The organism is Microbacterium sp. Au-Mic1 (assembly GCF_021341785.1).
Lineage (GTDB): Bacteria > Actinomycetota > Actinomycetes > Actinomycetales > Microbacteriaceae > Microbacterium.
Window position 1 is genome coordinate 209980 of record NZ_JAJTTF010000003.1, and the last position, 12990, is coordinate 222969.

Here is a 12990-nt window from a genome sequence, read left to right on the forward strand (position 1 = left end):
CTCCCGAACGCGAGATGCGCCGGAGGTCAGGATCCGAAGATGCTCGCCACGATGCTCGATGTGTAGCCGTTCGGGGAGAGGTTGGAGTACTTCGTATCGATGAGCACGTCGTCGCGCCAGAACAGGGTGCGTCCGTCCGTGACCGGATACGTGGCGTCGGGCCATTCCTTCTCGCAGCGGGTGCCCTTGTCGGGCGTGTAGCAACTGAAGCCCTCGGTCTTGACGAGACCGTTCAGCATGTCGAGCGCCTCGCCGCGGTACCTGCGCGAGATCGTGGTCGTGATGCTCGTGGTGTCGGCCTTCGGATCCGCCCAGATGCAGATCAGGCTGCCGTCGGATTGCACGCCGCTCGGTCCGAACACGGGGGAGTTCAGCGGGGTGTCGCCGAGCTGCGACAGCACGTTCGCCGACAGGATCGCCTTGCAGTCGGTCGGCAGCGCGACCGGGGTCGATGTGGGGCTGGGCGTCGGCGATGCGCTGGTGCCCGGGGACGGGCTCTTCGTGGGGTGCGCGGGATCGGATCCGGCCGCGGAGCCGCCGGCGGATGCGGAGGGGCCGGAGGCCACGCCGGGGCCGGTCGGGGTGCATGCGGCCAGTGCGCCGGCCAGGGCGATGGTGGCGAGGGCGACCGCGACGCTGCGTGTCTTCATGGCGCCAGGATAGGGCCCGGGGTTCGCGGGTCGGTGCGGCGCTCCGGAGTAGCCTGGGGAGACCTCCGGAGCGACTCCGGAGGGAAGGGGGCGGCATGGCCGAGCATCGCGTGGTGATCCTGGGTGAGGCGCGGGTCGACGAGATCCGCGACCCGGGCGGGGTGCGCGAGAGCGCGACCGGCGACGCCGTGGAGCTCGCGACCGCCCTGCGCGGTCACGAGCTCGACGTGACGGTGGTCGCGCCGCTGGCCGAGGACGCCGACGGAGAGCGGATCCGCACCACCCTGCAGGATCGCGGGATCCGCCTCGTCGCTGTGCCCGCGCCAGAGGGCACCCTGCGCCGCTCGATCGTGCGGGATCGCGGAGGCGCGGAGGTCGAGCTGCATCGAAGCCGGAGCGCCTTCGCCGACACCCGTAGGTCGCTGGCAGCGCAGGCCGAGGCCGACGTGATCGTGGACCTCCGCGATCGCGAGATCACCACGATCGCCGAGGCGCGCGACGAGGTGCTCGCAGCCCTCGGGCTGAGCGCGTCGGCGACGCCCCCGCCGGACACGGTGCTGCGGGAGGGCGACGCGATCGAGGAGCCGCCGGCCGTCGGGCAGCCGCGGCCGTCCGAGGCGCAGGACGCCGAAGCGGCCCTCGGCGAAGCGGCCCCCGGCGGAGAGGTCTCTGTCGATGCCCGCTCCGGCGAGGCTCGCACGGACGCGCCGGCGGAGACCCCGGCGAACATCGAGGCGCCGGGTCGCCCGTTGCTCCTGCCCGCCCCGATCGTCGCGGGGACGTACCGGCACACTCCCGTGCGGCTTCTGCCCGCACCGCCCACGGCGCACGCACCGGCGCCCGACTGGCACGGCCTCGAAGCACGGATCGCGCGCATCGCGACCTGATCCCGAGGTGCGGTGACGGCCGGAGCGTGACCTCGTGCGCGCCGCGGAGCCCGCCGCCGGTCAGCCGCGCGGCGCCCAGCGCGTCGGCGGGTGCGTGCGGCGCACGAGTCTCCGCAGCTCTTCGAGGGTCGCATCGTCGCCGAACACCCCCGCGGCTCGCGCCTGCACGAGCAGGTTCCCGAGTGCGGTGGCCTCGACGGGGCCGGCCAGCACCGGAAGGCCTGTGCGGTCGGCCGTCGCCTGGCAGAGCAGCCGGTTGAGGGATCCGCCGCCGATGAGGTCGATCGTCTCGACCGCGATGCCGGTCAGTGCGGACGCCGTCGACACGGCATCCGCGAACGCCTGCGCGATCGACTCCACGATCATCCGCACGAACGCCGCCCGTGCGGACGGCGGCTCGGCCCCGGTCGCCCGGAGGGCCGCCGCGATGCGCGCGGGCATGTCGCCGGGGCTGCTCAGCGACGGGTCGTCGGCGTCGAACAGCGGCACGTCCGGGGGGACGGTGGCGGCGGCGTCGAGCAGTTCCGAGAGGTCGATCGGCGTGCCGTCCTCGCCCTCCCAGGCGCGCACGGTCTCGCTGAGCAGCCACAGCCCCGTCACGTTGTGCAGGAAGCGGATCCGCCCGTCGACGCCGAGCTCGTGCGTGAAACCGGCCGTGCGGGCAGCCTCCATGAGCACCGGCTCGGCGAGTTCGAGTCCGACCAGACCCCAGGTGCCGCAGGAGATGTACGCCGTGGACGGGGAGGTCAGCGGGGCGGCGACGACCGCCGAGGCCGTGTCGTGCGAGCCGACCGCGACGACCGGCAGGTCGGCGCCGATTCGCGCGGCGACGGCGGGGAGCAGTCGTCCGATCCGCGCGCCGGGGTCGACCAGCGGCGGCAGGAGGGTGGGACGGATGCCGATCTGCTCCGCGAGCGCGAGATCCCACTCCCGATCGTGCACGCCGAGCAGTCCGGTCGTGGAGGCATTGGTGCGCTCGGCGACGCGGGCACCGGTGAGGCGATGGGCGACGAGGTCGGGGATGAGCAGCATGGTGTCGGCCTTCGCTGCATTGTCGTCGGTCGCGAGCTGGTACAGCGACGTGAACGGCAGGAACTGCAGGCCGTTGCGTGCGTACAGCTCGGCGAACGGCACTCGCGCATGCACGAGGTCGGCTCCGCGGGCGCCACGGGCGTTGCGATAGTGGAACGGCTCCGCCCGCAGCACGTCGTCGCGCAGCAGTCCGTAGTCGACCGCCCAGGTGTCGATGCCGATGCTCTCGATCGCGGGCTCGCGGCGCACCGCCTCGGCGAGACCGGCGACGACGTGCTCCACGAGCGCCTCGAAGTCCCAGTGCAGACCGTCCGCGCGCTGTACGGGTCCGTTCGGGAACCGGGCGACCTGCTCGAGTTCGAGCACGTCCGTGCCGACGCGGCCGATCATCACGCGCCCGCTGGTGGCGCCGAGATCGACCGCGGCGAAGGCGCGGACCTGCGACGGCGCGGTCATCGGCGCGTCTGCCTCGGCCGTGTCCGGTGGGGTGCGGTCATCGCAGGAAGGCGGCGGCGACGCCGGAGTCGACGGGGATGTGCAGGCCGGTGGTGCGGCTGAGGTCGGGGCCGGTGAGCACGTAGACGGCGTCGGCGACGTTCTCCGGCACGACCTCGCGCTTGAGGATGGTGCGGTTCGCGTAGAACTGGCCGAGGTCCTCCTCGGCGACGCCGTAGGTGGCGGCCCGGTTGGCGCCCCATCCGGACGCGAAGATCCCGGATCCGCGCACGACGCCGTCGGGGTTGATGCCGTTGACGCGCACGCCGTGCTCGCCGAGCTCGACGGCCAGCAGGCGCACCTGGTGGGCCTGGTCGGCCTTCGTGGCGGAGTAGGCGATGTTGTTCGGGCCGGCGAAGACGCTGTTCTTCGAGGAGATGTAGACGATGTCGCCGCCGAGCTTCTGGTCGATGAGGATCCGCGCCGCGGCCTTCGAGACGAGGAAGGATCCCTTCGCCATCACGTCGTGCTGCAGATCCCAGTCCTTCTCGGTGGTCTCCAGCAGCGGCTTGGACAGCGACAATCCCGCATTGTTGACGACGAGGTCGACGCCGCCGAATGCCAGCACGGCGTCGTCGAGGGCGGCCTGCACGGCATCGGCATCGGCGACGTTCGCGGCCACGCCGATCGCGACGTCGGTGCCGCCGAGTTCGGCTGCTGCGGCGCGGGCCTTGTCCAGGTCGAGGTCGGCGACGACCACGCAGGCGCCCTCGGCCGCGAGGCGGGTGGCGATGGCCTTGCCGATCCCGGATGCGGCTCCCGTGACGAACGCGATCCGTCCCTGGTGGGAGCGCGGGTTCGGCATCCGCTGCAGTTTGGCCTCCTCGAGGGCCCAGTACTCGATGCGGAACTTCTCCGCGTCGGAGATGGGCGTGTACGTGGAGAGGGCCTCGGCGCCGCGCATCACGTTGATCGCGTTGACGTAGAACTCGCCGGCCACGCGCGCGGTCTGCTTGTTGGCGCCGTAGGAGAACATGCCCACCCCGGGGACCAGCACGATCAGCGGATCCGCTCCCCGGATCGCGGGGGAGGCGGCGTCGGCGTGGGCGTCGTAGTACGCCTGGTAGTCGGCGCGGTAATCGGCGTGCAGCTCGTGCAGGCGCGCGATCTGCTCCTGGACGGTCGCGGTCGCGGGCAGGTCGAGGATGAGCGGCTTGACCTTGGTGCGCAGGAAGTGGTCGGGGCAGCTCGTGCCGAGCGCGGCGAGGGCCGGCGCTTTCTCGGAGGCGAGGAAGTCGAGCACCGCGTCGGCGTCGGTGAAGTGGCCGACCATGGGCTTGTCAGTCGATGCGATGCCGCGGATCGTCCCGGCGAGGGCCGCGGCACGCTCACGGCGCTCGACCGGGGGCAGCGCTTCGAAGCCGGCGCGCACGCCTCCGAACGGGGTGGCACTGCCGTGCGCGGCGATGTGGGCGGCAGCGGTCTCGATGATCCACCGGGAGTTCGCTTCGGCCTCGTCCGACGTGTCGCCCCAGGCTGTGATCCCGTGCCCGCCGAGGATGCACCCGACCGCGTCGGGGTTCTCGGCCTTGATCCGGGCGATGTCCAGGCCCAGCTGGAAGCCGGGGCGCCGCCACGGCACCCACGCGACCCTGCCGCCGAAGATCTCGGCCGTCAGTGCCTCCCCATCCGCCGCCGTCGCGATCGCGATGCCACTGTCCGGGTGCAGGTGATCCACGTGCGCCGCGTCGACGAGCCCGTGCATCGCCGTGTCGATCGACGGCGCCGCCCCGCCCTTGCCGTGCAGGCAGTAGTCGAACGCGGCGACCATCTCGTCCTCGCGCTCCACGCCGGGGTACACGTTGCGGAGCGCGCGCAGACGGTCGAGGCGCAGCACCGCCAGCCCCTGCTCGGTGAGGGTGCCCAGGTCGCCGCCCGAGCCCTTCACCCAGAGCAGCTCGACGGGCTGTCCCGTGACGGGATCCGTGTCGGTGCCCTTCGCGGAGGTGTTCCCGCCCGCGTAGTTCGTGTTCTCCGGGTCGGCGCCCAGACGGTTGCTGCGCGCGATGAGGGCGGCGGCGGTGGGGGTGGTCATGTCGGTTCCTAGGATGCGGTGATCGTGCGGGGGTTCGGAAAAGCGGCGGGGGAGGGGTGTGGTCAGGCGCCCCAGCCGGCCGGGGCGCCGTCGACGCGCTCAGCGGAGATCTTGTCGAGGTAGCCGGACGCGAGGAAGGCCGCCATCGGATCGGCGGGCAGGCCGCGCTCGGAGCGCCAGGCGGCCAGCGCCGGACGGACGTCGGTGTAGAACGCGTCCATGAGCACCGCGTTCGCGGCGAGCACGTCGTTCGCGCGCTGCGCGGCGGCCAGGGCCTCCCGATCGATCAGCAGTGCTCGCGCGGTCATCTCCTGCACGTTGAGCACCGAGCGGATCTGTCCGGGGATCTTCGCCTCGATGTTGTGGCACTGGTCGAGCATGAACGCGACATCGGGGTTGTTCAGGCCGCCTCCGCGGATCACCTCGGCGAGGATGCGGAACAGCTGGAACGGATCCGCCGCCCCCACGATGAGGTCGTCGTCGGCGTAGAAGCGCGAGTTGAAGTCGAACGAGCCGAGCTTGCCGAGGCGCAGCAGCTGCATCACGATAAACTCGATGTTCGTGCCGGGGGCGTGGTGGCCGGTGTCCAGGCACACCATGGCCCGCTCGCCGAGCGCCGACACCTGCGCATAGCTCGTCCCCCAGTCCGGGACATCGGTGTGGTAGAACGCGGGCTCGAAGAACTTGTACTCCAGCACCAGGCGCTGCGCGTCGCCGAGGCGTGCGTAGATCTGCTGCAGCGAGTCCTGCAGGCGATCCTGCCGGGAGCGCATGTCGTTCTGACCGGGGTAGTTGGATCCCTCCGCGAGCCAGATCTTCAGATCGCGGGATCCGGTCGCGTGCATCACGTCGATGCAGGCGAGGTGGTGGTCGATCGCCCTCTGCCTGATGCGGTCGTCCTCGTGCGCGAGAGCGCCGAACTTGTAGTCCTCGTCCTGGAACGTGTTGGAGTTGACCGTGCCCAGGGTGACGCCGAGGTCCTCCGCGTGCCGTCGCAGGTCCTCGAAGGAGTCGACGAGATCCCAGGGGATGTGCAGTGCGACAGTCGGGGCGAGCGCCGTGTGCGCGTGCACCTGGGCGGCGTCGGCGATCTTCTCGAACGGGTCGCGGGGCGTGCCCGGGGTGCCGAACACGCGGAAGCGCGTGCCCGAGTTGCCGAACGCCCAGCTGGGCAGCTCGATGGACTGCTGCTCGAGTTCGGTGAGGATCTCGGGGGAGAGCGTGGTCATGATGCGGTGCCTTCTTCGATGCGGGCGGCGCGCAGAGTGTGCGTGCCGGGGACGAGCTCGGCGGATCCGTCCAGGATCCAGCCGGGGGCCAGGACGACGTCCGCCGAGACGCCGAGCGGGACCTCTACGGTGAGATCCGCGCCGCGGTCGTCGCGGCGCCAGTCCACGGCGATCCGTCCGGCCGGAACATCCACGTGCGCCCGGCAGTGATCGAGCACGCCGTCGAGGTCGGGGGCGATGCGCGTGCGGCGATACCCGGGCTCGATGAGCTCGATCCCCGCGAGGCGTCGCATCATCCAGTCGACGACGCAGCCGAAGGCGTAGTGGTTCATCGACATCCGCTCGACCGTGCCGTCCTCGTGCACCGCCTTCCACGCCTCCCAGATCGTGGTGGCGCCGTGATCGACCTCGTAGAGCCAGGACGGCGCCGTGTCCTGCACGAGGAGCGCGCGGGCGAGATCGGCGTGACCCTCGTCCCACAGCACGTCGAGGAGGAAGGGGACGGAGACGAAGCCGGTGTCCAGGTGCACCCCCGCCTCGTGCACGAGTTCGACGAGGCGGGCGACGACCTGCGGGCGGACCTCGTCGGGCACGGCATCGAAGGCGAGGGCGAGCACGGCGATCCCCTGCATGTCGGGGCCGATCCGTCCGTCGGCGCCCACGTATTCCGTGGCGAAGGCGGCGCGCACCGCGCTCGCCTGGGCGCGAGCCTGCGCGGCCGTTGCGGCATCTCCGAGTGCTTCGGCCGACGCGGCGTAAAGGTCGAGGGAGCGGATCTGGAACAGGGGTCCCGTCAGCTCGGCGGTCAGCTGCGGGGCGAGCATGATCGCCGCGAACTCGTCGAGGCCCTCGGCCTCGGGTCGAGACCCGTCCAACGTCGACGGCGCGAGCCAGTCGCCGAAGTTCATGCGCCCGTTCCAGAGCAGGCGCTGCCTGGCCATGCGCTCCGGGGAGAGCGTCGTCGGATCCAGCCGAGCCGGCAGCGTGGCGGCGGCATCGGCCGTCTGATGCTCGACCCAGGTGCGCATCGCATCGAGGTTGTCGCGCAGGAACCGCGGATCGCCGTAGTGGCGGTACAGCTCCCACGGGGCGATCGTGATGGCGTCGCTCCAGCCGGCCGCGTCGCGGATGTCGCCGAGGCCCGCGTTCGGCAGATCGGGATCGTCCATGGCCGGCGGCATCGGCACGATGATCGGCACGATGCCGTCGTGGGCGGCCTGATCGACGCGGACGTTGCGCAGCCAGCGGTCGAGGAACGCTGCCACGCCCATCAGGGTCGCGGCGGTCGGCGCGAAGATCTGCAGGTCGCCGGTCCATCCGGCGCGCTCGCGCTGCGGGCAATCGGTCGGCACCGCGAGGAAATTGGAGCGCTGCGACCACACGGTGTTCTCCACGAGGCGATCCAGGCGCTGGTGCGACGACGAGAACGAGGCGGTCTGTTCGAGATCGTTCGCGATGACGACGGCCGTGAAGTCCTCGGGCAGAGGCGCGCCGGGGTATCCGATCAGCTTGACGTAGCGGAACCCGTGGAAGGTGAACAGCGGCTCCCACTCCTCGCCTTCGGGACGGCCGGCGAGCACGTACTCGTCGGCCTGGTCCTTGTTCACGCCGAGGATGTTGTCGAGGAAGTTGCCCTCCGCATCGACGACCTCCGCGTGTTCGAGGCGGACGACCGTGCCGCGCTCGCCGCGGACGCGCATCCGCACCCGACCGGCCATGACCTGGCCGAAGTCGATCACGGTCTCGCCAGCGGGAGTGGTCAGCACGCGCTGCGCCGGGAGCTCGCGGACCCGCCGGATCGGCTCTCCCACGAACGGCACGAGAGGCACGGCGACGGGGACGAGAGCGCACGGCGTCCAGTCGGCCAGGAGCTCGGCATCCGCGGAGGGGGCGTCCCAGCCGGGTCGCTCGGCGCGGGCGTCGTGGCGCTCGCCGATGAAGATGTCGGACCAGTCGATCGGGCCGCGGGAGCTCCGCACCGACGCGTCGGGGCGGATCACGGTGCGGCTGCCGTCGGACAGGTCCACCTCCAGCCGCCAGGTCGCACGAAGGACATCGCCGTACTGGGCGCTGCGACCGAGGATGGAGATCCGGCCGGCGTACCAGCCGTCGCCGAGGATCACCCCGAGCACGTTGACGCCCTCGTGCAGCAGCGAGGTCACGTCGTGCGTCATCACGGAGATCTCGTGCTGGTAGCTCTCGTAACCGGGAGCCAGCAGGCCGTCTCCCGCGGGGATGCCGTTGAGGGACGGCTGGTGCACGCCCTGGCTGCTGATGCGCAGTCGCGCCGAGACAGGCGCCGCGGGCAGATCGAACTCCTGCCGCAGATACCGTGGCGGGTGCAGGCGCTCGCCGGGCGGCGTGGCATCGGATGCGGGAGCGAAGGTTTCGGGCCCGATCGCGAGCGGACCCTCGGCGAGCACGCGCTCCTGCGCGGGCTCGACCCACGGCGCGTCCCAGTCGGCGAGCCCGATGCCGAAGCCGGCGGACGCCTCGGTCACGCCGCCGTCGGCATCGCGCACGTCGAGTTGCCAGCGGTAGTCCGTGCCGGGGACCCCCGTGAAGCCGTCGGGTTCGAGGGAGGTCTCGTCCGATTCGATCCATCCGGAGTCGTGCGCGTGCCGGCCCTCAGCGGAGGTGATCCGGATCCGGTGCGCGCGGGGCGCGGTCGCCGTTCCCTCAGCGCGCACCCGCCAGGTGAGCCGCGGGGTGACGCGGCGCAGCGCGAGCGGGTTCTCGAGGTGATCTGCGCGGAGGTCGGAGAGGACGAGAGGCATCGATGGGGCTCCTTCGCTCTGAATCGATTCAATATCTGTGATTGACGATACGGCTTTGCGGGGGCGGTCGTCAACCCTGCTTTAAGCCACGTAGCCGACCTCGAGCGACTATTTTCGCGGAACAACGCTTGTGAATCGATTCAAAGCTTGCTAGCGTGCAAGCACCCCCGGATCCGCAGCGCCCCCGGCCGCCGCCCTCCGCATCGCTCACGTTCAAAGGAGAACCATGACCGTCGAAGCTCCCTCCGTCCGCCACCCCAACCCGTGGTGGGTCGGCGTCGTGTGCGGCATGGCGTCGTACATCGACGCCGCCACGATCGTCGCGACCGGCATCGCCCTCGTGATCTATCAGCACACGATCGGCATCACGCCCGACCAGATCGGCATCCTGTCCGGGATGCTCACGCTCTCGATCGCGGTCGGCGCGATCTTCGGAGGCCGATTGGGCGACGCGCTGGGTCGCCGCACCGTGTTCCTCGTCACCATGCTCATCGTGATCGGCGGCATCGCCCTGCTCGTGTTCGGGGCGTCGTTCCCCGCGCTGCTCGCCGGCGTCGTCCTGGCGGGACTGGGCACCGGCGCAGACCTTCCCGTCTCGCTCTCGACGATCTCGGAGGCGGCGTCGGAGAAGAATCGTGGTGCGATCATCGGGCTCTCCAACATCCTGTGGGTGGTCGGGATCCTCGGGACGATCGTCATCGCGACGTTCGCCGGCGGTCTGGGGCGCCTCGGCGGTCAGCTGCTGTTCGGCCAGGTCGGGATCGTCGCCGCACTCGTCTTCGTCGCACGGCTCACGATCCCGGAGTCGCCGTTCTGGCTGGCGGCCCGGGACGAGCGCCGCCGCGGCGTGGTGACCGTGCGGGCCGACCGCGCCTCGGTGCGCGACCTGCTGCGCAAGCCTTACCTGGCCCCGTTCGCCGCGCTGCTGATCTTCTACGCGCTGACCAACGTCGGCGCGAACACCGGCGGCCAGTTCGGCACCTACCTCGCGGTCAACGTCGCGGGCATCCCGGTCCAGTTGAACTCCGCGATCGGTCTGGCATCGTTCCCGATCGGACTCCTGGCCGGCCTGTGGTTCATGCGCATCGTCGACGGCAAGCGACGGATGACCTACTTCGTGTTCGGCGGGATCGTGCTGCTCCTCGGTTACCTGACTCCCGCGGTCCTCGGGTTCAGCCTGCCCACGATCATCGCCATGAACCTGTTCATGGGCGTCGGCGGTGCTTTCGCCTTCGAGGGGATCATGAAGGTGTGGACGCAGGAGTCCTTCCCGACGCTGCTGCGCACGACCGCGCAGGGCGCCGTCATCGCCATCGCCCGTGTCGTCGCGGCATTGCTCGCCTTCGTCACGCCCGCTCTCATCGCCGTCAGCCCGCAGGGACTGTACGGCGTGCTCAGTGCGGTCGTCGCCGTCGGCCTCGTGGTCGCCTGGTTCGCCTTCCGCAATGCGGGCGAGAGCCAGTTCGTCACGGAGTCGTTGCGCACCGTCGTCGTCGAGGCGGATGCCGAGGCGGCGCCGATCGAATCCTGACCCCCGACCAGACGCAGACCCCACGATCCGGAAGGACCGAGATGACCTCCCCCCTCCACCACGCAGACTTCCTCACCGCAGCGGCTCCGCGCGAGGCCGCGATCCGCTTCCGACGGACGGTCGCGCCCGCCCAGCCGCGCAGCGCGGTCGCCTCCGCGCGGCTCAGCGCCACGGCGCTGGGCGTGTACGAAGCGCGTCTCGACGGCTCGGCGGTCTCGGAGTCCGTGCTCGACCCGGGCTGGAACGCATACGAATGGCGACTTCCGTTCCAGAGTTGGGACGTCACGGACGCGGTGCGCGCGGGAGACGGAGACCTCGACCTCGACATCCTGCTCGGCAACGGCTGGTATCGCGGCGACCTCGGATTCGAGGGCGCGAACGCCAATTACGGCGAGCAGATCGCCGCAGCTCTGGTCCTGGAGGTCGTGTTCGCCGACGGCGTCGTGCAGACCATCGCGACCGACGAGCAGTGGACGGCGGAGACCTCCGAAGTGCTGCGCAATTCGCTCTACAACGGCGAGACCATCGACGCGCGCCTGCGCGGCATGCCGGGGGAGGCTCTGACCGTCCAGGCGGTCGAGGTGGACCGATCCCGGCTCGTCGCGCAGGCGGGTCCGCCGGTGAAGAGGCAGGAGACGCTGCGACCGCAGCGGATCTGGGTCTCGCCGGCGGGTCGCACGCTCGTCGACTTCGGTCAGAACCTGGTGGGCTGGGTGCGGGTGAGCGTGCAGGGTGTGAAGGGGGCCGAGGTCGTGCTGCGGCATGCCGAGGTGCTCGAGGACGGCGAGCTGGGCACGCGTCCGCTGCGCGCCGCACAGGCCACCGACGTGTTCGTGCTGTCCGGCGGACGGGACGTGTTCGAGCCGACGCTGACGTTCCACGGCTTCCGCTACGTCGAGGTCGCGGGATGGCCGGGGGAGCTGCGTGCCGAGGACCTCGAGGCCGTGGTCGTTCACTCCGACATGCGGCGCACCGGATCCTTCGAGTGCTCGGAGCCCCTCGTGAACCGGCTCGTGCAGAACTCCGTGTGGGGGCAGAAGGGCAACTTCCTCAGCGTCCCGACGGACTGCCCGCAGCGGGACGAGCGTCTCGGCTGGACCGGTGACATCGCCGCCTACGCGGCGTCGGCATCGTTCCAGTTCGACACCTCCGACTTCCTGCACGACTGGCTCGAGGACCTGCACGCAGAGACGCGCAACTCCGCCGCCGGGATCGTCCCGATCGTGGTGCCCGACGTGCTGAAGTACGCGCACTTCGACGAGGACTTCGCGTTCCCGGAGCTCGGTGCCACAGCGATCTGGGGGGATGCGGCGGTGTGGGTGCCGGAGGCGCTGTGGCGCGCCTACGGCGACCGCGAGCGGCTCGCGGCGCACTATCCGGCGATGGTGCTGCATCTCGAGTCGGTCGAGCGGGTGCTCTCGCCGACCGGCCTGTGGGACCAGGGCTTCCAGTTCGGCGACTGGCTGGACCCGGACGCCCCGCCGGAGAATCCGGCCGCGGCGAAGGCGGATCCGCATGTCGTCGCCACCGCGTGCCTGTACCGCTCCGCCGCGTTCGCCGCGGAGGCGGCGGGAATACTGGGGCGCACCGAGGATGCCGGGCGCTGGCAGGCGCTCGCAGCTCGCACGCGCACCGCGTTTCAGGAGCACTACGTCGCGGATGGCAGGGTGCACTCCGACTGCGTCACGGTCTACGCGCTGGCCATCTGCTTCGGCCTGCTGGAGGACGCCGACCGCGCGAAGGCGGCCGACCGGCTGGCCGAGCTCGTGCGCGCCGGCGGCTATCGCGTCACCACAGGGTTCGCCGGCACCCCGTTCGTCACCTGGGCGCTGTCCGAGACCGGGCATGTCGATGACGCCTACCGGCTGCTGCTCGAGAAGGAGAACCCCTCCTGGCTGTACCCGGTGACGATGGGTGCGACGACGGTGTGGGAGCGATGGGACTCGATGCTGCCGGACGGATCCATCAATCCGGGTGAGATGACCAGCTTCAATCACTACGCGCTCGGTGCGGTCGTCGACTGGATCCATCAGGTGGTGGGCGGCATCCGTCCGGCCCAGCCCGGCTACGCGAGGCTGCGCATCGAGCCGGTTCCCGGCCCCGGCATCACCTGGGCACGCACCCGCTACGCCGCCGCCGCCGGCGAGATCGCCGTCGACTGGCGCACCGGCGACGACGGCTTCGTGCTCGAGGCCCGGATCCCCGAAGGCGTCCCCGCGGAGATCGTCCTGCCCGACGGGACGACGCACGAGGTCGTCGGAGGCGAGCACCGCTTCGTCGCGTGAGGCGGCCGCACCCGGAGCTCCCGGGCGCGGCCCGGCCCATGCCCTAGGCTCGCTGTGCGGGAGAGGGGG

General features: G+C 71.0%; 8 protein-coding genes. 3 read left to right on the forward strand and 5 right to left on the reverse strand.

Features of this window, described 5'->3' with window-relative positions; translation table 11 throughout:
- Positions 1-26: 26 nt before the first annotated feature.
- Complete coding sequence (locus LXM50_RS05535) at positions 27-650, reverse strand: hypothetical protein (protein ID WP_233310311.1); 624 nt, start codon at positions 648-650, stop codon at positions 27-29.
- 95 nt (positions 651-745) lie between these two features.
- On the opposite strand from LXM50_RS05535, the gene LXM50_RS05540 reads away from it, so the two are divergent.
- On the forward strand, positions 746-1537 hold the full coding sequence (locus tag LXM50_RS05540) for a hypothetical protein (protein ID WP_233310312.1): 792 nt from the start codon (positions 746-748) through the stop codon (positions 1535-1537).
- Between the two features lie 60 nt (positions 1538-1597).
- On the opposite strand, the gene LXM50_RS05545 is transcribed toward LXM50_RS05540, so the two are convergent.
- The 4 genes from LXM50_RS05545 to LXM50_RS05560 form a co-directional block, all read right to left on the reverse strand.
- Positions 1598-3025 (reverse strand): rhamnulokinase family protein, encoded by a 1428-nt coding sequence (locus LXM50_RS05545; RefSeq protein WP_233310313.1) that lies wholly within the window; start codon positions 3023-3025, stop codon positions 1598-1600.
- A gap of 37 nt (positions 3026-3062) precedes the next feature.
- A complete protein-coding gene (locus LXM50_RS05550) occupies positions 3063-5099 on the reverse strand; it encodes a bifunctional aldolase/short-chain dehydrogenase (protein WP_233310314.1) in 2037 nt (678 codons plus the stop codon).
- Positions 5100-5161: 62 nt separating this feature from the next.
- Complete coding sequence (rhaI, locus tag LXM50_RS05555; protein WP_233310315.1) at positions 5162-6328, reverse strand: L-rhamnose isomerase; 1167 nt, start codon at positions 6326-6328, stop codon at positions 5162-5164.
- Entirely contained in the window at positions 6325-9105 is a 2781-nt protein-coding gene (locus LXM50_RS05560) for an alpha-L-rhamnosidase (protein WP_233310316.1), read from the reverse strand. Before LXM50_RS05560 ends, rhaI begins: the two co-directional genes overlap by 4 nt.
- Before the next feature lie 226 nt (positions 9106-9331).
- Between LXM50_RS05560 and LXM50_RS05565 the strand changes: the two genes are divergently transcribed.
- Entirely contained in the window at positions 9332-10636 is a 1305-nt protein-coding gene (locus LXM50_RS05565; RefSeq protein ID WP_233310317.1) for an MFS transporter, read from the forward strand.
- A 41-nt stretch (positions 10637-10677) separates the two neighbouring features.
- Entirely contained in the window at positions 10678-12921 is a 2244-nt protein-coding gene (locus LXM50_RS05570) for a family 78 glycoside hydrolase catalytic domain (RefSeq protein WP_233310318.1), read from the forward strand.
- The last annotated feature ends 69 nt before the right edge of the window (positions 12922-12990 follow it).

Coding starts and splice junctions, on each gene's coding strand:
- rhaI (WP_233310315.1), bottom strand. CDS start 6,328: ATGACCACGCTCTCCCCCGAGATCCTCACCGAACTCGAGCAGCAGTCC.
- LXM50_RS05545 (WP_233310313.1), bottom strand. CDS start 3,025: ATGACCGCGCCGTCGCAGGTCCGCGCCTTCGCCGCGGTCGATCTCGGC.
- LXM50_RS05565 (WP_233310317.1), top strand. CDS start 9,332: ATGACCGTCGAAGCTCCCTCCGTCCGCCACCCCAACCCGTGGTGGGTC.
- LXM50_RS05570 (WP_233310318.1), top strand. CDS start 10,678: ATGACCTCCCCCCTCCACCACGCAGACTTCCTCACCGCAGCGGCTCCG.
- LXM50_RS05540 (WP_233310312.1), top strand. CDS start 746: ATGGCCGAGCATCGCGTGGTGATCCTGGGTGAGGCGCGGGTCGACGAG.
- LXM50_RS05560 (WP_233310316.1), bottom strand. CDS start 9,105: ATGCCTCTCGTCCTCTCCGACCTCCGCGCAGATCACCTCGAGAACCCG.
- LXM50_RS05535 (WP_233310311.1), bottom strand. CDS start 650: ATGAAGACACGCAGCGTCGCGGTCGCCCTCGCCACCATCGCCCTGGCC.
- LXM50_RS05550 (WP_233310314.1), bottom strand. CDS start 5,099: ATGACCACCCCCACCGCCGCCGCCCTCATCGCGCGCAGCAACCGTCTG.